18 protein-coding genes are annotated in these 22,503 nt (G+C 68.3%); 12 read left to right on the top strand and 6 right to left on the bottom strand.

Annotated features, from left to right (window positions below; all coding sequences use genetic code 11):
* Window positions 1-8 precede the first annotated feature (8 nt).
* From ABNQ40_RS11185 to ABNQ40_RS11165, 5 genes are read right to left on the bottom strand one after another with little or no spacing between them, the layout of a single operon-like run.
* Entirely contained in the window at window positions 9-1,289 is a 1,281-nt protein-coding gene (locus ABNQ40_RS11185) for a TRAP transporter large permease subunit (RefSeq protein ID WP_391346540.1), read from the bottom strand.
* A 49-nt stretch (window positions 1,290-1,338) separates the two neighbouring features.
* On the bottom strand, window positions 1,339-1,884 hold the full coding sequence (locus ABNQ40_RS11180; RefSeq protein ID WP_109048827.1) for a TRAP transporter small permease: 546 nt from the start codon (window positions 1,882-1,884) through the stop codon (window positions 1,339-1,341).
* Between the two features lie 43 nt (window positions 1,885-1,927).
* The gene (locus tag ABNQ40_RS11175; RefSeq protein ID WP_109048828.1) at window positions 1,928-2,866 is read right to left on the bottom strand and encodes a dihydrodipicolinate synthase family protein; all 939 of its coding nucleotides are present in this window, start codon (window positions 2,864-2,866) and stop codon (window positions 1,928-1,930) included.
* A 56-nt stretch (window positions 2,867-2,922) separates the two neighbouring features.
* Window positions 2,923-3,846, bottom strand: a complete 924-nt coding sequence (locus tag ABNQ40_RS11170; RefSeq protein ID WP_109048829.1) for a PfkB family carbohydrate kinase — start codon at window positions 3,844-3,846, stop codon at window positions 2,923-2,925.
* Between the two features lie 28 nt (window positions 3,847-3,874).
* Window positions 3,875-4,897: a TRAP transporter substrate-binding protein gene (locus ABNQ40_RS11165; RefSeq protein ID WP_109048830.1), complete on the bottom strand. Its 1,023-nt coding sequence runs from the start codon at window positions 4,895-4,897 to the stop codon at window positions 3,875-3,877.
* A gap of 213 nt (window positions 4,898-5,110) precedes the next feature.
* Between ABNQ40_RS11165 and ABNQ40_RS11160 the strand changes: the two genes are divergently transcribed.
* On the top strand, window positions 5,111-6,199 hold the full coding sequence (locus tag ABNQ40_RS11160; RefSeq protein WP_109490820.1) for a substrate-binding domain-containing protein: 1,089 nt from the start codon (window positions 5,111-5,113) through the stop codon (window positions 6,197-6,199).
* On the opposite strand, the gene ABNQ40_RS11155 is transcribed toward ABNQ40_RS11160, so the two are convergent.
* Complete coding sequence (locus ABNQ40_RS11155; RefSeq protein ID WP_109048831.1) at window positions 6,196-7,140, bottom strand: LysR substrate-binding domain-containing protein; 945 nt, start codon at window positions 7,138-7,140, stop codon at window positions 6,196-6,198. The genes ABNQ40_RS11160 and ABNQ40_RS11155 overlap by 4 nt on opposite strands.
* A gap of 221 nt (window positions 7,141-7,361) precedes the next feature.
* On the opposite strand from ABNQ40_RS11155, the gene ABNQ40_RS11150 reads away from it, so the two are divergent.
* From ABNQ40_RS11150 to ABNQ40_RS11100, 11 genes are all read left to right on the top strand, one after another.
* Window positions 7,362-8,111 carry an SDR family NAD(P)-dependent oxidoreductase gene (locus ABNQ40_RS11150; RefSeq protein ID WP_109048832.1) on the top strand — a complete coding sequence of 250 codons (750 nt, stop codon included), beginning with the start codon at window positions 7,362-7,364 and terminating at the stop codon, window positions 8,109-8,111.
* A 7-nt stretch (window positions 8,112-8,118) separates the two neighbouring features.
* Window positions 8,119-8,994, top strand: coding sequence for a transketolase (locus tag ABNQ40_RS11145; protein ID WP_199235270.1), 876 nt, complete (start codon window positions 8,119-8,121; stop codon window positions 8,992-8,994).
* On the top strand, window positions 8,991-10,007 hold the full coding sequence (locus ABNQ40_RS11140; RefSeq protein WP_109048833.1) for a transketolase family protein: 1,017 nt from the start codon (window positions 8,991-8,993) through the stop codon (window positions 10,005-10,007). The genes ABNQ40_RS11145 and ABNQ40_RS11140 overlap by 4 nt, the downstream gene beginning before the upstream one ends.
* Before the next feature lie 124 nt (window positions 10,008-10,131).
* Window positions 10,132-11,172, top strand: coding sequence for a TRAP transporter substrate-binding protein (locus ABNQ40_RS11135; RefSeq protein ID WP_199235271.1), 1,041 nt, complete (start codon window positions 10,132-10,134; stop codon window positions 11,170-11,172).
* A gap of 193 nt (window positions 11,173-11,365) precedes the next feature.
* Entirely contained in the window at window positions 11,366-13,258 is a 1,893-nt protein-coding gene (locus ABNQ40_RS11130; RefSeq protein WP_109048834.1) for a TRAP transporter large permease subunit, read from the top strand.
* 59 nt (window positions 13,259-13,317) lie between these two features.
* On the top strand, window positions 13,318-14,235 hold the full coding sequence (locus ABNQ40_RS11125; protein WP_391346533.1) for an NAD(P)-dependent oxidoreductase: 918 nt from the start codon (window positions 13,318-13,320) through the stop codon (window positions 14,233-14,235).
* Between the two features lie 50 nt (window positions 14,236-14,285).
* Entirely contained in the window at window positions 14,286-15,035 is a 750-nt protein-coding gene (locus ABNQ40_RS11120; protein WP_109048836.1) for a response regulator, read from the top strand.
* A 153-nt stretch (window positions 15,036-15,188) separates the two neighbouring features.
* A complete protein-coding gene (locus ABNQ40_RS11115) occupies window positions 15,189-16,238 on the top strand; it encodes an ABC transporter substrate-binding protein (RefSeq protein WP_247872870.1) in 1,050 nt (349 codons plus the stop codon).
* Between the two features lie 136 nt (window positions 16,239-16,374).
* A complete protein-coding gene (locus ABNQ40_RS11110; protein ID WP_109048838.1) occupies window positions 16,375-18,564 on the top strand; it encodes an iron ABC transporter permease in 2,190 nt (729 codons plus the stop codon).
* Window positions 18,561-19,652, top strand: a complete 1,092-nt coding sequence (locus ABNQ40_RS11105) for an ABC transporter ATP-binding protein (RefSeq protein ID WP_109048839.1) — start codon at window positions 18,561-18,563, stop codon at window positions 19,650-19,652. The genes ABNQ40_RS11110 and ABNQ40_RS11105 overlap by 4 nt, the downstream gene beginning before the upstream one ends.
* A gap of 105 nt (window positions 19,653-19,757) precedes the next feature.
* A complete protein-coding gene (locus tag ABNQ40_RS11100; protein WP_109048840.1) occupies window positions 19,758-22,493 on the top strand; it encodes a PAS-domain containing protein in 2,736 nt (911 codons plus the stop codon).
* Window positions 22,494-22,503 lie beyond the last annotated feature (10 nt).

Below are 22,503 nucleotides of genomic sequence, written 5' to 3'. Positions count from 1 at the left end.
GGATCGGCTCAGCCCGCGAACCAGCGGGCCGGGACCATGACCAGGGACGGGAACAGCACCAGCAGGGCCAGCACCAGAAGCTGCGCGAGCAGGAAGGGCCAGACGCCGCGCATCAGGGCGCCCATGTTCAGCTTCGCCACGCCGGCCACCACGTTCAGCACGGTGCCGACCGGCGGGGTGATCAGGCCGATGGCGTTGTTGATGATGAACAGCACGCCGAAATAGACGGGGTCGATGCCGGCCTGCTTGATCACCGGCATCAGAACCGGCGTCAGGATCAGGATGGTCGGTGTCATGTCCATCGCCGTTCCGACGATCACCACCAGCACCATGATGGCGGCCATCAGCAGGGTCGGGCTGCCCATGAAGGGTTCCAGCAGGTCGCCGACCTGGGCCGGCAGGTTGGCGATGGTGATCATCCAGGCCGACACCATGGCGGCGGCAACCAGGAACATTACCACCGCGGTGGTGGTGGCCGCCGAGGCGAACAGGTCGAACAGTTGCGACGGCTTTAGCTCGCGATAGACCACCACGGCGACGAACAGCGCGTAGACCGCCGCCACGACCGCTGCCTCGGTCGGGGTGAAGATACCGAACTTCAGGCCGAAGATGATGATGCCCGGCAGCATCAGCGCCCAGAAGCCGTCCTTCACCGCCACGGCCACCTCGCCCTTCGTCGCGCGCGGCGGCGGGGCCAGATTCTCGTGACGGACCACCAGCCACCAGGCGGCGACCAGACCCAGACCCAGCATCAGGCCCGGAAAGATGCCGGCCAGGAACAGCTTGGTGATCGACACGTTGGCCGCGACGCCGAACAGGATGAAGCCGATGCTGGGCGGGATGATCGGCGCGATGATGCCGCCGGCGGCGATCAGCCCGCAGGAGCGCGCCTTGTCATGGCCGGCCCGCACCATCATCGGCACCAGCAGGGCCGACAGCGCGGCGGCATCGGCCACCGCCGACCCGGACAGGCTGGCGAGGATGCAGGAGGCGAGAATCGCGACGTAGCCGAGCCCGCCGCGGATATGGCCTACCAGCGCCATCGCCACGGCGACGATGCGCCGCGACAGGCCGCCGGCATTCATCACCTCGCCCGCCAGCATGAAGAAGGGCACGGCGACCAGCGGGAAACTGTCGGCGCCGTTGACGACGTTCTGGGCGACGATCTGGGCGTCGAACAGGTCCATATGGAACATCAGCGCCACGCCGCACAGCAGCAGCGCGAAGGCGATCGGCGTGCCGATGGCCATGGCGCCCAGCAGCGAGCCGAGGAAGACGGTGACGGTCATGGGAGGAACTCCTTGCCGCTCGGGCTATCGCGGGATCAGGCCGGGGGAATCAGGCGTGCCGGCCGGTGGGCGCATGGGTGGCGTCGGCCGTTTCCTCGGACTCCGTCACCGTGATCAGCTCGCCGTCCTTGAGGCGGCCGGTCAGCGCGCGGACGAGGTTGAAGGCCAGGATCACCAGCGCCAGGACGCCGAACACCACGCCGGAGCCATAGAAGAACCCCATCGACAGGCCAGTGGCCGGCGCCGTCACCGACAGGTTGATCAGGGTCTGGTCCCAACTGCCGCCGAGCAGCAGGCCGGTCGCGTAGATCATCAGCAGATGGCTGAGGCAGAAGCAGACCAGCCGCCCCGTCCTGGGTAGAAGGGCGACCATGGTGTCCATGCCGAGATGGCCGTGCTTGTGCAGCGCCACCACCGCGCCCATGAAGGTCATCCAGACGAAGAGAAGCCGCGACAGCTCCTCCGACACCGTGATGCCGCTGTTGAAGCCGTAGCGCAGCACCACGTTGCCGAACACCAGCACCAGCATGCCGGCCAGACAGGCCACGATCGCGACCTTCAGAACGAAGACATACCCGTCGATGAAGCGGCCCATCCGTTCCTCCCCTAAAGCTCTTTTCGTTCAGGACCCCGTCAGGTCATTCGGCCGGCAGGGCCGCGATTTTGGCGCGGAAGGCGTCGGTGCCGGCGACCACTTTGTCGAGCACCGCGTCGAGCGCCCAGAAGCGTTCGCGCACGTCGTACTGGATCACCCGGCAGCGGATCGACCCGAAGGTGCCGAGGCGCTGGTGGTACATCTTGGCGAAGGCCGGATAGCCCAGGCTTTCCGACACCGCGGCCACCACCAGGAAGGTCGCCAGATCGTCCGCCAGTTCGGGATGGCGGTCGCCATGCAGCCGCATCCAGCGGTAGAGGTCGGGGTGGATGTTGGTGAAGACGCCGGTGAAGCCCGGCGACCCGCCCCGCATGGCGTCGCGCGCGATGGCGGCGTTGGCGTTGATGATGGCGAGGCCGGAGCCCTCGGCGATCTTCAGCCGGCGCTCGACCGTCGGGAGATCACAGCTGACGTCCTTCAGCAGGACGAAGCGGCCGCTGTCGATGCACAGCCGCAGTTCCTCGTCGCTCAGCAGCCGGCGGTAGGGGGCCGGGCACTCGTAGAGGCCCAGCGGGATGTCGCGCGGCAGCCGCTCCAGCAGATGGGACAGGTGACGGCGGAACGTCTCCGTTCCCTCGTTCTTCGGGTCGAGGTGGTTGGTCACCAGAACCAGTGCGTCGCTGCCGGTGGCGGCCATCGCCGTCAGCTCCTCGACCTGGGCGTCGAGGTCGTCGCTGATGTGGCCCGACACCACCACCGGCACCCGGCCGGCGACGGCGGCGACGACGAATTTCGCCAGATCCACCCGCTCCTCCAGCGACAGGAACTGCATCTCGCTGGATTGGCAGACGGCGAACAGGGCGTCGGCACCGTTGGCCAGATACCACTCGATCAGGCGGGTCAGCCCCGGATAATCGATCTCGCCGGCATCGGTGAAGGGGGTCAGCATCACCGGGATGATGCCGTCAATGCGCTGCGCCATGGGAAAACTTCCAATCGGGAGGGAATGCGAAAGCAAGGGAATGGACGGGTGGCCTGTCAGGCGACCGCCAGCCCGCCGAGTGCTCCGTCGGTTTCCGCCGCCGCCGGCAGGCTGGCCTGACCGCCGGCCCGCGTGCAGGACAGCGAGGCGGCACAGGCAGCGCGGCGGATGGCGGCGGCGAGCGGCCGGCCGCGGTCCAGTTCGGCCGCCAGCACCCCGACGAAGCAATCGCCGGCCCCGGTGGTGTCGCGCACGGCGACGGCGGGAGCCGGCTGCCGGCCGCTGCCATCGACCGCGCTGCCGTCCACCGACGACCATTCGACGCCGGCGCCGCCAAGCGTGCGGATCACCGTGCCGCCCAGCACGGAGCAGAGCGACGGCGCGTCGCCGGCGCAACCGAGATGGTTGCCGAGCCACGCCGCCTCATCCTCGTTGACCACCAGGATGTCGACGGACTTCAGCACCGGCAGCGGCAACGGGGCCGCCGGAGCGAGGTTCATGATGACCCGTGCGCCGAGCCGGCGGGCGCGCAGGATCAGCGCCGCGGTCTCGCCGGGATCGGACTCCATCTGCACGATCAGAGTGGTGCCGGGCGAGAGAAGCGCGTCCTCCACCTGATCGGCGCGCGCCTGGAGGTTGGCCCCGCCAGCGACGACGATCTGGTTGCGGCCCGCCGCGTCGGTGCAGACGGCGGCGGTGCCGGTCGCATGCCCAGCCCCATGGCCCGTCACCGCGACACGGGACAGATCGACACCGGCGCCGCGAAGCCCGCTCAACGCGGTTTCCTTCAGCCCGTCGCCACCGACGGCCCCGACCATGGTCACCGCGGCGCCATCGCGGGCGGCGGCGACGGCCTGGTTGGCCCCCTTGCCGCCGGGATGCAAATCCAGCGACCGCGCCAGCAGGGTCTGCCCGGCAAGGGGCAGATCCTCCATGGCGAAGATCATGTCGAGGTTGATGGATCCGAAGACGACGATCATGGCTCTGCTCCGCTGCCTTACCGCACCGTCACTGTGCGGCGCGCGCCTTGGCGATTTCGGCCTGGGCCTGCGCCATCAGGGCGGGATCGACCTTCTGCGAGAACTTCTCGACCACCGGGCGGATCTTGGCACGGAACTTCTCGACTTCCGCCGGGGCCAGCTCGGTGACGGTCATGCCCTTCGCCTTCAGCTCGTCCACCGCCTTGCTCGCCTGCTCGCGCGAGACGCGGCGTTCGTAATCGCGGGCCTCCAGCGTGGCGTCCTGGATCAGCTTGCGCTCGTCCTCGTTCAGCTTGGCCCAGAACTTGGCGCCGACCAGCACGGCCTGCGGGTTGTACATGTGGTTGCTGAGCGTCAGGTACTTCTGCACCTCGTTCAGCTTGGCGGTCAGGATGCTGGGGGCCGGGTTCTCCTGGCCGTCGACCGTCTTGCTCTCAAGCGCGGTGTAGACTTCCGGGAAGGGCAGCGGCACGGCGTTGGCGCCCAGCGTGTTGAACAGGTCGATGTAGATCGGCGACTGCACGACGCGGATCTTCAGGCCGGCGATGTCCTCCACGCTGGCGATCGGACGGCGGCTGTTGGTCAGCTGGCGGAAGCCGAGTTCCCAATAGCCGAGACCGACCAGCCCCTTGGCCGACAGCTTGTCCAGCAGGGTCTTGCCCACCGGGCCGTCCATCACCGCGTCGGCGACCTTCGGCGAGTCGAACTGGAACGGCAGATCGACCATGACGAAATTGTCGTCCAGGCTGGACAGAAGCCCGGCATTCAGCACCGTCATCTCGACGATGCCGCCCTGCAACGCCGAGATCATCTGCACGTCGCCGCCCAGCACGCCGTTGGTGAAGAGCTGGACCTTGATCTTGCCGCCGCTCTTCTCCTTCACGATCTCGGCGAACTTCGCCATGCCCAGCGCCAGCGGCGACCCGTCGGCACCGGCGCTCGCCAGCTTCATGGTGTGCGCGCCGATCTCCGCCGCATTGCCCATGCCGCTGAACAGCAGCATGCCTGCCGTGACGGCGCTCGCCAGAACTGCCTGAAGACCGTTGCGCATACCATTCCTCCTGATGCGGCCCGTTCGTCGGCGGGCCTTCGCGGGTTGCCATGGGAAAAACGGGCCGGGGAGCGTGAGAGCGTCACAGGGCCGGCGCCATTGATGTAAGCGCTTACATAGATCGCATCACGGACTGATGCAACAACAAACTTGACGTGGCATGGAGGATGTGTAACCGCTTTCAATGAAGCGGTTCCGCACAATCCTATGGAGATGCCGGCGATGTCAGAGCGCGATCCGAAGCCCGGACCTGCGCCCCGTGCGTCCGGTGCGCCCGCTGTATCCGGTGCACCGCGTGCGCCCCGTGCCGTGGATGTCGCCGCGGCGGCGGAGGTGTCGATCGCCACCGTTTCGCGCGTCTTCAACAATCCGGAAAAGGTCGCCCCGGCGATCCGCGAACGCGTGCTGGCGACCGCCAAGGCGATGGGCTGGATGCCGCATGCCGCCGGCAGCGCGCTGGCCCGCCGCCGCACCTCCATCGTCGGGGCGGTGATCCCCACCCTCGACAACGAAGTGTTCGCCGCCCAGGTCGGGGCGATGCAGGCCGCCTTCGCCGACCGCGGCATCACGCTGCTGCTGAGCTGCTTCAACTACGACCAGGATCAGGCGGCGCACGACGTCCAGGCGATGCTGGCCCGCGGGGTGGAGGCGCTTGCCATCGTCGGCGAGGCGCACCGGCCCGACCTGTTCGCCAGCATCCAGGCCCGGCACATTCCCTATATCGTCACCTACAGCCACCGGCCGGACAGCCCGCACCCCTGCATCGGCTTCGACAACCGGCAGGCCTTCTACACCATCGCCCGCCATCTGCTCGACCTCGGTCACGAAACCATCGGGGTGATCATCCAGCCGACGGCCGGCAACGATCGTGTCGCCGCGCGCCTGGACGGTGTGCGCGAGGCGCTGGCCGAACGCGGCCTCGGCATCCGCCCACAGCATCTGTGCGAAGGGGAATGGAGCATCGATTTCGGTCGGCAGAGCGTGCGCGCCATGCTGGCGACCGATCCGCCGCCGACCGCGGTGATCTGCGGCAACGACTACCTCGCCCTCGGCGCCCTGCTGGAGGCGCGGGCGATGGGGCTGTCGGTGCCGCATGACCTCAGCATCACCGGCTTCGACGACATCGCCATCAGCCGCCAGCTCGATCCGCCGCTGACAACCATGCACGTCGACAATCACGAGATCGGCCGGCGCGCCGCCGCCTATCTGCTCGCCTGCCTGGAGGGGAGCCGGCCGTCCGCTCTGCCGCCGCTGGTGCCGACCCTGATCCGCCGGGGAACGACGGCGGCTCCACGCCGTTAACGCGCCGCCACCCCTTGCAGGGACGCGAGGCAGCGCTCCTCCCACTGTCGGCAGGATTCCAACTCGTCGAACAGCCAGTCGCGGAAGAGCCGGACCTTCGGCAGGTCGAAGGACGACTTCAAGGTCACGAAGCCATGCCCCTGCGCCTTGAGCGGCCGGGGCGGAAACGGAATCACCAGCCTGCCCGACTCCAGTTCCCGCCGGGCGAGCAGCAGGCTGTCCAGGCAAACCCCCATCCCGTTCACCGCGGCGTTGATCGCCATGAAGGACCGGTCGAAGCGCAGGCCGCGCTCCATGTCCAGCTGTACGCCGCGATGCCGGCGGGCCCAGTCGCGCCAGCCGACGATGTTGATTTCCGAATGGATCAGGATATGCCGGCTCAGATCCTGCGGCCGGCGGATCGGGTTCAGGCCATTCGCCAGCTCCGGGGCACACATCGGCACGATGGTGTCCTCGGGAAACTGGGCCATCACGCAGCCGGACGGCGACGGACCGGGGTTGTAGCGGATGTCGATGTCCACCGCCCCCGTCGTCAGGTCGATGGGTGAGACCGAGGCCTGGAGCCGGATGTCGATGGCCGGGTGAAGCTCCTTCACGCGGTTCAGCCGCGGCATCAGCCATTGCGTGGCGAAGCTCGGCATCGAACGCACGGTCAGGATGGTGGTGCCGGCCCCGGCGGTGGTGGCGTTTCGCGTGGCGGTGTCGATGCGGGCGAAAGCGGCGATGATTTCGGCGGCATAGGCCCGCCCCGCATCGGTCAGCGTCACCGACCGGTGCACCCGGTGGAACAGCGGAAAGCCCAGCTGCTCCTCCAGAAGCTTCACCTGATGGCTGATCGCAGACGGCGTCAGCCCGAGATCCTGCGCTGCGGTTGCAAAGGATTGCAACCTCGCGGCAGCCTCGAACGCTTGCAACGCCTTGATTGAGACCCTCTTCCGCATCGCAGCATTTCAGTGAATTCAATTCATCCAATTGCGATCTTATTCGTTTGTCAGGCTCATCTCAAGAACATAGTATTTCCTCAACGGTCGGCTGAACGAACCATCAGCAGACCACGCTGAATACCCCGATAGCCCGACAAAACTCCCAACAAATCCGATGCTCCGTCGCGGCACCCGCATGGCCGCCACGGCGGAGCCTGCTTCGAGAAGAGGAAGCGACCATGCTGCTGTCCAACAAGGTCTGTGTGATCACCGGGGCGGCGTCTCGCCGCGGCATCGGCCGGGCGACCGCCAAGCTCTTCGCGCTGCATGGCGGGCGCGCGATCATCCTGGACCTCGACGCCGCCCAGGCTGCCGAAGCCGCCGCCGAACTGGGCGAGGCGCACCGCGGCTTCGCCTGCGACGTGACCGACCGCGATGCCTGTTTCGCCGCCGCCAACCGCGTGGTGGAGGAGTTCGGCCGCATCGACGTGCTGGTCAACAACGCCGGCATCACCCAGCCGCTGAAGTTCATGGACATCGGCCCGAAGAATTACGAGGCGGTGACCGACGTCAGCCTGCGCGGCACGCTTTACATGAGCCAGGCGGTCGTCCCCCACATGCGGGAGCGCAAGTCCGGCTCCATCGTCTGCATCTCGTCGGTGTCGGCGCAGCGCGGCGGCGGCATCTTCGGCGGTCCGCATTACAGCGCGGCCAAGGCCGGCGTTCTGGGGTTGGCCAAGGCGATGGCGCGCGAACTGGGACCGGACAATGTCCGCGTCAATTCGGTCACGCCCGGCCTGATCCAGACCGACATCACCGGCGACAAGCTGACCCCGGAGCTGCGGACGGAAATCCTCAAGGGCATTCCGCTGAACCGCCTGGGCGACGCCGACGATGTGGCCCGCTCCTGCCTGTTCCTGGCGTCCGAGCTGTCCTCCTACGTCACCGGCGCCACGCTCGACGTCAACGGCGGCATGCTGATCCACTGATCCCGAAATGCTGGAGACCCCTCCCGTGGACACCGCAACCGACACCACCCCGCTGGGGCACAATGTGCCGCTGGCCGAACGCGCCTACCGCATCCGCCGCAACGCCCTGCTGATGGGCGAAGTGCAGGGCCAGGGCTATATCGGGCAGGCGCTGGACATCGCCGACGTGCTGGCGGTCTCCTACTTCCACGCCATGACCTACCGGCCCGAGGACCCGCATTGGGAGGGGCGCGACCGCTTCCTGCTGTCCAACGGTCATTACGCCATCGCCCTCTACGCCGCCCTGATCGAGGCCGGCATCGTCCCGGCCGAAGAGCTGGAGACCTACGGCAGCGACGACAGCCGCCTGCCGATGTCGGGCATGGCCGCCTACACGCCGGGCATGGAGATGTCGGGCGGTTCGCTCGGCCTCGGCCTCGGCATCGCGGTCGGCATCGGGCTGGGGCTGAAGCGCAAGAACTCGGCCAGCCGCGTCTACGCCCTGTTCTCCGACGGCGAGCTGGACGAGGGCTCGGTGTGGGAGGCCATCATGTCGGCCGCCCATTACAAGCTCGACAATCTGATCGCCATCGTCGACGTCAACAACCAGCAGGCCGACGGCCCGTCGACCCAGGTGATGGCGTTCGAGCCGCTGGTGGACAAGCTGGAGGCCTTCGGCTGGTTCGTCCAGCGGATCGACGGCAACGACATGGACGCGGTGGTCGCCGCCTTCGACGCCGCGAAGTCCCACCCGGAGCCCAAGCCGCGGATGATCGTCTGCGACACCAAAATGGGCAAGGGCGTGCCCTTCCTCGAAGCCCGCGAAAAGAACCACTTCATCCGCGTCGACGCGCACGAATGGCAGCTGGCGCTGGATGCGCTCGACGCCGGGAGGACCGCATGAGCACCGCCACCACCACCCCCGGCTCCAACGCCGCCAAGCCGCGCCTGAAGACCTCCGCCATGATCGCCTCAATCGCGGCGGAAGGGCAGCGGACGAAACCGGCCCCCTTCGGCCATACGCTGGTCGAGCTGGCGAAGCAGCGGCCGGAGATCGTCGGCATGACCGCCGATCTCGCCAAATACACCGACCTGCACATCTTCGCCCAGGCCTACCCGGACCGCTTCTATCAGATGGGGATGGCCGAACAGCTGCTGATGGGCGCCGCGTCGGGCATGGCGCATGAGGGCATGATGCCCTTCGTCACCACCTACGCCGTCTTCGCCTCGCGCCGCGCCTACGACTTCGTCCATCAAACGATTGCGGAGGAGAACCGCAACGTCAAGATCGCCTGCGCCCTGCCGGGCCTGACCTCCGGCTACGGCCCCAGCCATCAGGCGGCCGAGGATCTGGCACTGTTCCGCGCCATGCCGAACATGGTGGTGATCGACCCCTGCGACGCGCACGAGATCGAGCAGGTGGTGCCCGCCATGGCCGCCCACAACGGTCCGGTCTATATGCGCCTGCTGCGCGGCAACGTCCCGTTGGTGCTGGACGAGTACGACTACAAATTCGAACTCGGCAAGGCCAAGCTGCTGCGCGACGGCTCGGACGTGCTGGTGATCTCGTCCGGCATCATGACGATGCGGGCGCTGGAGGTGGCGCAGCGGCTGGAGGCCGACAAGGTCGGCGTCGCCGTGCTGCACGTCCCCACCATCAAGCCGCTCGACACCGAGACCATCCTGCGCGAGGCGGCACGCACCGGCCGCATGGTGGTGGTGGCGGAGAACCACACCGTCATCGGCGGGCTGGGCGAGGCGGTGGCCGGCACCCTGCTGCGCGCCGGCGTCACCCCGGTCTTCCGCCAGATCGGCCTGCCCGACGAGTTCCTGAAGGCCGGCGCCCTGCCGACCCTGCACGACCTCTACGGCATCTCGACCGACGCGATGGCGGCCAGCATCAAGGGCTGGCTGTAAGGGCCCTTCGGGACGCGGGGAGGCTGCCTCCCCGCCCCTGCAACTGGCCCCTGCCGTCGTCCCCTGCCGCCTAAAAAAGCCGAACCCCAAAAAAGCAAAACCACAGAATTCCGGAGAGGAAACCATGCTCAAGATGCCGCCCTTCCGCGCGACCTCCTTCCGTCCCAGCCGCCGCGCAGTTCTGGCCGCCGCCGGCGCCATGCCGCTGGTCACCATCCTGAAATACCCGGCGGACGCCGCCGAGTTCCAATTCAAGTACGCCACCGGCCAGGACCCGACCCATCCCGTCAACATCCGCGCCCAGGAAGCGATCGACCGCATCCGCGAGGCGACCTCCGGCCGGCTGGACATCAAGCTGTTCCCGGCAAATCAGCTGGGCAGCGACACCGACCTGCTGGGTCAGGTGCGCAACGGCGGGGTCGAGATCTTCAATCTCAGCTCGCTGATCCTCGCCACCTTCGTCCCGGTGTCCGGCATCACCAGCATGGGCTTCGCCTTCAACGACTACAACGCCGTCTGGCAGGCGATGGACGGCGACCTCGGCAAGCACATCCGCGCCGAGATCGCCAAGACCCCGATCATGACGCTGGGCAAGATCTGGGACAACGGCTTCCGCCACGTCACCTCCTCCACCCGCGTCATCAAGACCGCCGAGGACATCAAGGGCTTCAAGATGCGGGTGCCGCCGGCGCCGGCTCTGACCTCGCTGTTCAAGGCCATCGGCGCCGCTCCCGCCCCGATCAATTTCAACGAGCTGTATTCGGCGCTCCAGACCGTGGTGGTGGAGGGGCAGGAAAACCCGCTGGCGATCATCGCCACCGCCCGCCTGTACGAGGTGCAGAAGACCTGCAGCCTGACCGGCCATGTCTGGGACGGCTACTGGGTGCTGGGCAACAAGCGGGCCTTCGCCAAGCTGCCGGCCGATGTCCAGGGGATCGTCGGCCGCGAGCTGGACCGCTCGGCCGACGACCAGCGCGCCGACATCGCCGCCCTGAACGACAGCCTCCAGAAGGATCTGGCCGCCAAGGGGCTGACCTTCCACACCGTCGACCGCGAGCCGTTCCGCAAGGCGCTGTCCTCGACCAGCTTCTATCAGGAGTGGAAGGACAAGTACGGCGCGACCGCCTGGGACCTGCTGGAGAAGGTGTCCGGCAAGCTCGGCTGAGACCGTCCGGGCCGAAACCGTCCAGGCCGAGGCCCTCCAGACTGAGACTGCCGTCCATTGAGACTGCCGTCGATTGCGACCCGGCCGATCCGCACCCCCGCCCTGAACCCGGTTCGAATGGCACCGGGTTCAGGGGCGGCGGGTCCAGGTCGGCCGTCCCGTCCACCGATCGTCCTTCCGAAGGGCTGGCCTCATGAACACTCCCATCAATGCGGCGGCAACCGTCGCTCACGGTTCCGGACAGCCGTCCGGCAGCCAAGCCCGCTGGCTCGGCCAGCTCGACCGGGGCATCGGGTTCCTCGTCGAACTTCCGGCGGCGCTGCTGGTGCTTGCCGAGGTCGGCGTGCTGCTGGTCGGCGTCGTCTGGCGCTATCTCCTCCACAGCCCGATCATCTGGTCGGACGAGCTGGCCTCCATCCTGTTCCTCTGGCTCGCCATGTTCGGCTCGGTCGTGGCGTTGCGCCGGGGCGAGCATATGCGGATGACGGCGCTGGTCGGCATGCTGGGGCCGCGTGCCCAGGCCTTCCTCGACGTGCTCGCCATGACGGCGGCGCTGGCCTTCCTGCTGCTGATGGCCGAGCCCGCCTATGAATTCGCCTCGGAAGAGGTGTGGGTCACCACCCCGGCGCTCGACATCGCCAACTCCTGGCGCGCCTCGGCGCTGCCGGTCGGCATCGTCCTGATGATCTCGGTCGCCCTGCTGCGGCTGGCCCGTGTCGGCCGCGCTGCCGACGTGCTGTGGGCGGCGCTGGCGGTGGCGGCGACCATCGGTGCGGCGGTGCTGGCCGGTCCGGTCTTCGCCGGGCTCGGCAACCTCAACCTGCTGCTCTTCTTCGTCGTCGGCGTCGGCGTGATGGTGTTCCTCGGCCTGCCCATCGCCTTCTCCTTCGGGCTCGCCACCTTCGGCTATCTGTCGCTCGCCACCTCGACCCCGGCCATCGTCATGGTCGGCCGCATGGACGAGGGGATGAGCCACCTGATCCTGCTGTCGGTGCCGCTGTTCGTCTTTCTCGGCCAGCTGATCGAGATGACGGGGATGGCCCGCGCCATGGTCGGCTTCCTCGCCAGCCTGCTCGGTCATGTTCGCGGCGGCCTGTCCTATGTGCTGATCGGCGCCATGTATCTCGTGTCCGGCATCTCGGGCTCCAAGGCGGCCGACATGGCGGCGGTGGCGCCGGTGCTGTTCCCAGAGATGAAGGCGCGCGGCGCAAAGCCCAGCGATCTGGTCGCCCTGCTGTCCGCCACCGGCGCCCAGACCGAAACCATTCCGCCCTCCCTCGTCCTGATCACCATCGGCTCCGTCACCGGCGTGTCCATCGCTGCCCTGTTCACCGGCGGACTGCTGCCCGGCATCGTTCTGGGCGTGGCGCTCGCCGCCCTGGTCTGGTGGCGCTACCGCGACGAGGACCTGTCCCATGTCCGCCGCGCCAGCCGGGGCGAGATCGGCCAGGCGTTCCTGATCGCCCTGCCCGCCATCGCCCTGCCCTTCATCATCCGCGCCGCGGTGATCGAAGGCGTGGCGACGGCGACCGAGGTGTCGACCATCGGCATCGTCTATGCCGTGATCGCCGGGCTGCTGGTCTACCGCCAGTTCGATTGGCGCCGCATCTATCCGATGCTGGTCGATACCGCGGCCCTGTCCGGCGCCATCCTGTTGATCATCGGCGCGGCCACCGGCATGGCTTGGGCGCTCACCCAGTCCGGCTTCTCCAACACCCTGGCGACGGTCATGCGCGAGCTGCCCGGCGGCGTGCCGGTGTTCATCGCAGTGTCCATCGTCGCCTTCATCATCCTGGGCAGCGTGCTGGAAGGCATCCCCGCCATCGTGCTGTTCGGACCGCTCCTGTTCCCCATCGCCCGCCAGATCGGCGTACATGAGGTCCATTATGCGATGATCGTCATCCTGGCGATGGGCATCGGCCTGTTCGCCCCGCCCTTCGGTGTCGGCTATTACGCCGCCTGCGCCATCAGCCGCATCAGCCCGGACGAAGGCATGAAACCCATCCTGGGATATCTGGCAGCGCTGGCGGTCGGGCTGATCGTCGTCGCGGCTTTCCCCTGGGTGTCGATCGGCTTCCTCGGCTGACCCGCTCCGGCACCGGCCTCTCTCCCCTTCACAGTCTCCGCATCCAAGGACACCGGACAATGACGACCGTCGGATTCATCGGCCTCGGGTCCATGGGAATGCCCATGGCGAACAACCTGCTGGCCAAGGGCTTCGCCGTGCAGGGCTTCGATGTCCGCGGCGACAGCGTCGCCGCCCTGGCGTCGCGCGGTGCCCGGACGGCGGCCAGCGCCGCTGCGGCGGCGGCCGGTGCCGATGCGCTGGTGCTGATGGTGGTGAATGCCGCCCAGGCCGAACAGGCGCTGTTCGCCGATGGCGCGCTGGAGGCCTTGCCGGACGGATCGGCGGTGATCCTGATGGCGACCTGCCCGCCGGGAGCGGTTGCCGCCCTGGCGGCGCGGGTGGAGGCGGCGGGCCGCCGCTTCGTCGACGCGCCGGTGTCCGGCGGCGTGGTGGGTGCGGTCGCCGGTACGCTGTCGATCATGGCGGCGGCACCGGCGGCGGTGGTGGAGCGGCTGCGCCCGGTGCTGGCGGCAATGGGGGACAAGGTCTTCCATGTCGGCGAGCGGCCGGGCCAGGGCGCCACGGTGAAGACCGTCAACCAGCTGCTGTGCGGCGTTCACATCGCCGTGGTCGCCGAAGCCTTCGCGCTCGCCGCCAAGGTCGGCGTCGATCTCGACATCCTGCTGGAGATCATGAGCGGCTCCGCGGCGTCGAGCTGGATGCTGAAGGACCGCGGCCCGCGCATGCTTCAGGCCGATCCCGGCATCACCAGCGCCGTGGACATCTTCGTCAAGGATCTCGGCATCGTGCTGGAGGCCGGCCGCGACACCAAGGCGGCCTTGCCGCTGGCTGCCGTCGCCCATCAGATGTTCCTCGCCGCCTCCGGCCGCGGAGAGGGGGCGATGGACGACAGCCAGGTGATCCGCAGCTATCACGCGCTCAACGGAACAGGCCAGGCTGCGGAACCGATTGGAAATCCCGGCCAGACCGGTTGATCCCGGCAGAAAGGAATGCGATCCTGCGCCCTCATCAGCGGGCGGGCAGGATGTCATCGAACACGTCACCGAATGTCGGCAGGCGTCTGACGATCGGGATCGTCGACGACGATCCTGATGTCCTCCAGATGGTCGCCGACCTGCTTGCCGGCGAGGGGTACGAGACGGTCCGCTGCCCCGACGCGGCGACGCTGATGACGGTGCTCGGCGCCGGACGGCTCGACCTGATCGTGCTCGACCTGCGGCTGCCCGACCGCGACGGCATCTCCATCGCCGCCCAGGTGCGGGGCACGATGGATGTCCCGATCATCATGCTGACCGGCCGCGGCGACGACATCGACCGCATCATGGGGCTGGAGGTCGGCGCCGACGACTACATCGTGAAGCCGTTCAACAACCGCGAGTTCATCGCGCGCGTGAAGGCTGTCCTGCGCCGCACCGCCCGCGAGAGCGTTCCCGTCCCGGCGCCCTGCAAGCGCGGCTACCGCTTCGCCGGCTTCACCCTGGACGAGGACGGGCGGCGGCTGTTCGATCCGGCCGGCAAGCCGGTGCCGCTGACGGTGGCAGAGTTCGATCTGCTGATGGCGCTGGTCCGCGCCCATGGACGGGTGCTCAGCCGCAACCAGATCCTCGACCTGACCCACCACGACCGGGACGACGTCTTCGACCGGACCATCGACGTGCTGATCCTGCGCCTGCGCCGCAAGATCGAGCGCAACCCGCAGCAGCCCTGGCTGATCCGCACCGAGCGCGGGCTGGGATATGTCTTCGACTGCGACATCGAGGCGTTCGGTCACTGACAGCCGCCCCCCCCAAGAGGGCTTCTGTTAACAAAGTTACAGCCACTCCCTTGAAGCGTGACATTCGCCGTTCACCCTGGCCGCTTACGCTGGGGAAGCGAACAAATGCGCGATCGTCAAAAATCAACCCGAACTCCAAGGGAGGAGTGTTCCGTGACATCCGCTGGCAACTGGATCAAGTCGGTCGGCCTCGGCATCCTGGCGGCCGGCTCCGTGATCGCCCTGACGGCGACCCCGGCCAAGGCGCAAGGCCCCCTCACCGTTCTCTGCGGCGTGCAGGAGGAATGGTGCAAGGCGATTGCGGTGGCCTTCGAAAAGAAGACCGGCACCGCCGTCGCCATGAGCCGCAAGAGCGCCGGTGAGGCGCTGGCGCAGATTCGCGCCGAGTCCGCCAACCCGAAGACCGATGTCTGGTGGGGCGGCCCCGGCGACCCGCATCTGCAGGCGGCCGAGGAAGGGTTGACGCTGGCCTACGAAAGCCCGCAGTTCGCGGACCTCCAGCCCTGGGCGCAGAGCCAGTACAAGCAGTCGCAGGGGCGCAGCGTCGGCATCTACGCCGGTGCGCTCGGCTTCGTCTACAACACCGAGCTTTTGGCAAAGCGCAAGATCAGCGCCCCGAAATGCTGGGCCGACCTGCTGCGTCCGGAATTCAAGGAAGAGATCCAGATCGCGAACCCCAACGCGTCAGGCACCGCCTACACCGCGCTGGCCACCCTGGTCCAGGTTCTGGGAGAGGACGGGGCGTTCGATTACCTGAAGAAGCTGAACGACAACGTCAACCAGTACACCAAGTCGGGCAGCGCCCCGGCGGCGGCCGTCGCACGCAGCGAAACGCTGGTCGGCATCATCTTCATGCATGACGGCATCAACCAGAAGGTGAACGGCTTCCCGGTCGATGTCGCCGCCCCCTGCGAGGGCACCGGCTACGAGATCGGTTCGGTCAGCATCATCAAGGGCACAAAGAACCTCGACACCGCCAAGGCCTTCTACGAGTTCGCCCTGTCGCCGGAAGGTCAGGCCACCGGCGCCGAGACCAAGCAGTTCCAGATGCCGTCCAACCGCAAGGCGGCGATCCCGCCGGAGGCGCCGAAGCTGGAGGCGATCCGCATGATCGACTACAACTTCCAGAAATTCGGCACCGCCGAAGAGCGCAAGCGCCTGCTGTCGCGCTGGGACGCCGAGATCAAGGCCGTCGCCAAGTAACGGTTGCCGAATGGCGGTTACAGCGTAACCGCGTCCGGCTTTTCCCACCGATCAGGACATCCGTCGCCCCCCTCCCCCGTCACGGGGGAGGGAAGGGGCGGCCATGCCCGGACCGCAAAAATTCGCAGGTGAAGTGATGCGTCCTCGTTCAGCAGTCTGGCTGGCGCTGGGGTGGGTGGGCTTCGCCCTGCTGCCCTGGTTCGCCGGCAGCGGCACCCAGCCCGCACTTGCACCACCGTCCCCAGGCCCGGCCGGCTCCGCCCTGATCGACGGATTGACCAACGGGCGCTGGTGGCTCCTGCCCGCCGCCCTGCCGCTGACCCTGGCGCTCGTCGCCACCGCCCTGCCCCGGCTCCACGCCCGGCAACCGGCGATCCTGCTGGCGAGCGGAGCCTTCGGACTGGCCTGGGTCGCCGCACAGGGCTTCGCCATCGGCCTCGATGGCTGGGCCTGGGGTTGGCTCGGCGCGCTGTTCGGCCCGCTGCCGCTGGGCCAGGGCGGCTTCGGCGCCGGGGCGGCGCTGACCGCGCTGTCCTTCCTGTTCCTGATGACCAACGGCTTCGCCGGGCTGGGCTTCATGAAGGGCGACCGCTTCACGGCGGGCGCCATCGGGCTGGTGCTGGCCGCAATCGCCGCCTTCGTCTTCCTGCCGGTCGGTTATGTCCTGAGCGGGGCCGGCGACACCGGAACAGGCGCCTTCTCGGCCGCGGCGCTGTGGTCACGCCTCGCCGCTCCCGACATCTGGCGCCTGTCCTGCCTGACCGAGGCGAAAGCCTGCGGGGTGGTGTGGAACAGCGTCTTCCTGGCGGTGATGACCGGCATCGCGACGACCCTGCTCGGGCTGGCCTTCGCCCTGGTGGCGGTGCGCACCGGCTTCCGCGCCAAGAAGCTGCTGCGCGTGCTGACCGTGCTGCCGATCATCACGCCGCCCTTCGTCATCAGCCTCGCCGTGATCCTGCTGTTCGGGCGCAACGGCACCGTCACGCTCGGGCTGGCGGAGTGGTTCGGCATCCCGGTCTCGCGCTGGATCTACGGACTGCCCGGCGTTCTGCTGACCCAGACGCTGGCCTTCACGCCGATTTCCTTCCTGGTGATGATCGGCGTCGTGCAGGGCATCGGCCCCTCGCTGGAGGAGGCGGCACAGACCTTGCGGGCCAGCCGCTGGGTCACCTTCCGCACCGTCACCTGGCCGCTGATGCGTCCCGGCGTCGCCAACGCCTTCCTGATCAGCTTCATCGAGAGCCTGGCCGACTTCGGCAACCCGCTGATCCTCGGCGGCAATTTCGAAGTGCTGTCGACCAAGATCTATTTCGCGGTCGTCGGCGCCCAGAACGACCCCGGCCGTGCCGCCGCACTCGGCATCATCCTGCTCTGCATGTGCCTCGGCGCCTTCTGGGTGCAGCGGCAATGGCTCGGCAAGAAATCCTACGCGACGGTCGGCGGCAAGGGCGACAACGGCATCCCGTCGCAGCTTCCGCGCGGCATCAAGATCGCCGCCTATGCCACCGCCCTGCCCTGGGCAGCCTTCACCTTCGTGCTCTACGGCCTGATCCTGTTCGGCGGCTTCACCGAGAACTGGGGCCGCAACAACAGCCTGACCCTGCGCCATTATCTGGCGGCCTTCGACCTCAGCTGGGGTCCGGGCGGGCTGATCTGGTCCGGCCGCGCCTGGGGCTCGCTGTTCACGACCATCGAGGTCGCCGCCCTGTCGGCGCCGCTGACCGCCGCCGTCGGTCTGCTGACCGCCTATCTGCTGGTGCGCCAGCGCTTCAAAGGCCAGGGCGCCTTCGAGTTCCTGACGATGCTGAGCTTCGCCATCCCCGGCACGGTGATCGGCATCAGCTACATCCTCGCCTTCAACCAGCCGCCGATCGAGCTGACCGGCACCGTCACCATCCTGATCGTCTGCTTCGTCTTCCGGAACATGCCGGTCAGCATCCGGGCCGGCGTCGCCGCCATGTCGCAGATCGACCGCAGCCTCGACGAATGCTCGCTGACGCTGGGGGCCGGCAGCATTCAGACGATCCGCCGGGTGATCTTGCCGCTGCTGCGCCCGGCCATCGTCGCCTCGCTGGTTTACAGCTTCGTCCGAGCCATCACCTCGATCAGCGCGGTCATCTTCCTGGTCAGCCCGAAATACGAGCTGGCCACCGCCTACATCGTCGGCCGCGTCGAGCAGGGCGATTTCGGCCTCGCCATCGCCTACAGCTCGGCGCTGATCGTGCTGATGTCGGTCGTCATCGCCCTCATCCAGTTGCTTGTCGGCGAGCGCCGCATCGGCCGCCGCACCGCCACCCCCGTCACGCTTCAGGAGAAGCCGGTATGAGCATCGCCAGCAAGCCCGCGGGCGTCGAGTTCCGCAACGTTTCCCGCCGCTACGGCAACACGGCGGCGGTGGACAACGTCAGCTTCACCATCGAATCGGGCACCCTCGTCACCCTGCTGGGGCCGTCCGGCTGCGGCAAGACCACCACGCTGCGCATGATCGCCGGGCTGGAGATGGCGAGCAGCGGGACCATCCTGATCGGCGGCAAGGACGTCACCCGGCTGTCGGCCACCGACCGCAACGTCACCATGGTGTTCCAGTCCTACGCCCTGTTCCCGCACATGAGCGTGGCCGACAACGTCGCCTACGGTCTGGTGGTCAGCGGCGTGCGCAAGCGCGACGCCGCCGCCAAGGCGGCGGAGGGGCTGGAACTGGTCGGGCTCGGCGGCTACGGCCAGCGCCTGCCGAGCGAGCTGTCCGGCGGCCAGCAGCAGCGCGTCGCCGTCGCCCGCGCCCTGGTGCTGGAGCCGGAGGTGCTGCTGTTCGACGAGCCGCTGTCCAACCTCGACGCCAAGCTGCGCCGCAAGATGCGCGACGACATCCGCGAGCTTCAGCAGAAGCTCGGCCTGACCTCCGTCTACGTCACCCACGACCAGGAGGAGGCGCTGGCCGTCTCCGACCGGATCATCGTGATGAACAGATCGGTGATCGCCCAGACCGGCACGCCGGACGAGCTGTACCGCCGGCCGAAGAACCGCTTCGTCGCCGACTTCATCGGCGGCGCCAACCTGATCGACGGCGAACTGGTGGGCCGCAGCGGTGGCATGGCCACGGTGGCGCTCGGGCCGCTGACGCTGTCGGTTCCCGATCCCGGACTGCCGGCCGGCGAGGTGCTGCTGGCCGTCCGGCCGAACGCGATCCGCCTGCGGACCGTGTCGGGCGGCGAGACTGGCGGAGAGAATAGCGGAGACGGCATCCCGGTGACGGTCCGCAAGGCGACCTATCTCGGCTCGCACATGGAGTATGGGCTGGTCAGCGAGTTCGGCGACCTGTTCGTGGTCGATCCGAACGTCGCCAACCCGGTGCCGGCGGGAGCCAGCGCGCTCGCGACCTTCACCGGCGACGGCATCGCCGCCGTCGCACGCTGAGACCTTCCGCCCCGTCTCCTACCGCCCCGTTCGCGCCGGCCGCTGATTTTCCCGCTGGCGCCGGCGGGGCGGCCGGCGCTAGCCTCCAACCCGATGGTCAGACGCATGCTGTCCCCCGTTAGTGTTCGCGGCCGGCTGCTCGCCGCCTTCGGAGCCATGGTGGTCCTGACGACCGCGGTCGGCGGGGTCGGCTGGTTCGGGCTGGGGGAGACGGAACGCGCCCTGCTCTCTCTCCAGCGCGAGGGGTTGGGCAACATCGCGCTGGCGATGCGGATGGCGGAGTTGAGCACTGGCCTCGCCGCCCGCGCGCCCTTCATCGCCGCCATCGAGTCCACCCCCAGCCTGGACGAGGAGCGCAGCCAGCTCGAACTCAAGCTTGCCGACCTGACGGGGCTGGTCAACCGCCTGCCGGGGCTGGAGCGCGCCTCGCTGCATGTCCCGTCCGACGTGCCGTCGCTGGTCCGCCTCGCCGGCCGGCTTGACGGCACGCTGCGCAACCTGATGGACGTCACCGGCGAGGCCATCGCCGTGCGGGCGGAGGCGTCGGCGATCCGGCTCGGGCTGGAACACCAGCGCATCCTCGGCGAGACGCTGGCCGGGGCCGCGGCCAAGACCTTCGAGCATCCCGGCTTTCCCGGCCTCGAGGGGACCGGGACGCCGCCCCTGCCCTTCTCGGTCCTGCGGCTGGCCGACCGCACACGCGACGCCGTCTCCGCCGCGTTAACGACGACCAACCCGGCTGACCTCGCCCGCTGGTACAGCGGCTTCGACGCCGACCGGCAGAACCTGCGGGCAATCGACACCACGGCCCCGGCGCTGGCGATCATGGCGCCCTCGCTCGACCAGCTTCTGACCGTGCTGGACAGCCAGTCGACCGTTTTCGACATCCGCACCCGCCAGCTCGGCATCGAGCAGCGCAGCCGCTTCCTGGTCGCCGCCGCCAACACCCTGTCGGTCCAGCTGAACCGCGAGGTCGAAAGCGTCACCAGCACGATGCAGACGGTGGCGCGCAGCCGGGGTGACGCGACCTTCTCCGCCCTGTCCTCGGGCAAGGCCAGCATCCTCGCCCTGGGCGCCCTGTGTGCGCTCGCCGCCATCGCCGCGGCGGTCTATGTCATGCGCGACGTTGCCGGCAACCTGCGCGCAGTGACGCGGGCGATGTCGGCGCTGGCCGGCGGCGACAGGCTGGTCAGCGTTCCCGCCACCGGCCGGCCCGACGAGATCGGCGACTTGGCCCGCGCCTTTAGCGTCTTCAAGGAGAATGTCGCGGAGCGCGACGCGCTGGCCCGCAAGCTCGGCGAGAACTCCCGCATGCTGGAAGCGGTGTTCGTCAACATGAACGACGGGCTGTCGGTGTTCGACGAGAATGGCCGGCTGGTCACCTGGAATCCGCGCTTCCTCGACCTCAACGGCTTCACCCCGGCCGAGGTCGCCGGCCGCGAACTGGCGGAACTGCAACGCAGCCTGTTGCGGCGCGGGGTCGGCATCCGCATGCTCGACGGCAGCAGCGTCGATCTCGACGCGCTGACCCGGCTGCGGACGGAACAGGCGGTCCGCTGCGAGCATCACTTCCCCGATGGCCGGGTGGTGGAGCTGCACAGCAGCCCGATGCCGTCCGGTGGTTTCATCACCACCTATTCCGACCTGACCGAACGCAAGGACATCGAGAAGCAGCTCCGCCACGCCCTGAAGATGGAGGCGGTCGGCCAGTTGACCGGCGGCATCGCCCACGACTTCAACAACCTGCTCGCCGCGATCATGGGCAATTTGCAGATGATCCACGACGAGTCGCCGGAGCAGGACCCGGTGCGCGGCAAGGCGCTGCGGGCGCTCGACGCCGCCGAGCGCGGCGCCACGACGATCCAGCGGCTGCTGGCCTTCTCGCGGCAGCAGGCGTTGCAGCCGCAGGCCGTCGACCTGAACGAACTGGTGGATGGCATGCTCGACCTGCTGGCCTACGGGCTGGGCGGCGGCATCGTCCTGAAGACGGCGCTGACGCCGGGGTTGCCCCCCGCCCTGGTCGATCCCGGCCAACTGGAGAACGCACTGCTCAATCTCGTCGTCAATGCCCGCGACGCCATGCCCGATGGCGGCACCATCGTCATCGCCACGGAAGCCGCCACGCAGGATTCCAGACAGGATGGGAGCGACGCCATCGTCCTGTCGGTCCGCGACGACGGCAGCGGCATGCCGCCCGCCGTACTGTCGCGTGTCTTCGAACCCTTCTTCACCACCAAGCGCTTCGGGCGGGGCAGCGGGCTCGGCCTGTCGATGGTCTACGGCTTCGTCCGCCAATCGGGCGGCAAGGTCGACATCCAGAGCGAGGCCGGCGTCGGCACGCTGGTCGCAATGGCCTTCCCGCGCGCCCGGATGCTGCCGGAAACACTGGTCCTGCCGCGCGACCCCGGCCCGGTCGAAGGCGGTCCCGAGCGCATCCTGGTGGTGGAGGACGACCCCGCCGTCCGCACGACCACGGTCGACATGCTGACGGCGCTGGGCTACCGGGCGGTACCAGCCGCCTCGGCGGAAGAGGCGCTGCTCCTGCTGGAGGGGACGGCGTTCGATCTCCTGTTCACCGACGTCATCCTGACCGGCGGCATGAACGGCCCCGCCCTGGTCGCCGTCGCCAAGGTCCGGCAACCGACGCTCCAGACTCTCTTCTGCTCCGGCTACGCGCGGGACTTCCTGGTGGAAAGCGCCAGCTTGCCGCTCGACATCCACTTCATTCAAAAGCCCTACCAGAAGCCCCTGCTGGCCGCCCAGATCCGCAACGTCCTGGGTGGTGCCCCGCCGGTGGCCCGCGGCCGGGCGGAGATTTCGGCCCTGCCGGGACAGGCCTGACACCGAACAG

The organism is Azospirillum sp. A23 (assembly GCF_042938965.1).
Taxonomy (GTDB): Bacteria; Pseudomonadota; Alphaproteobacteria; order Azospirillales; family Azospirillaceae; genus Azospirillum; species Azospirillum melinis.
The sequence above is the reverse complement of the archived record's forward strand: the minus strand, read 5'-3'. Positions and strand labels throughout refer to the sequence as shown.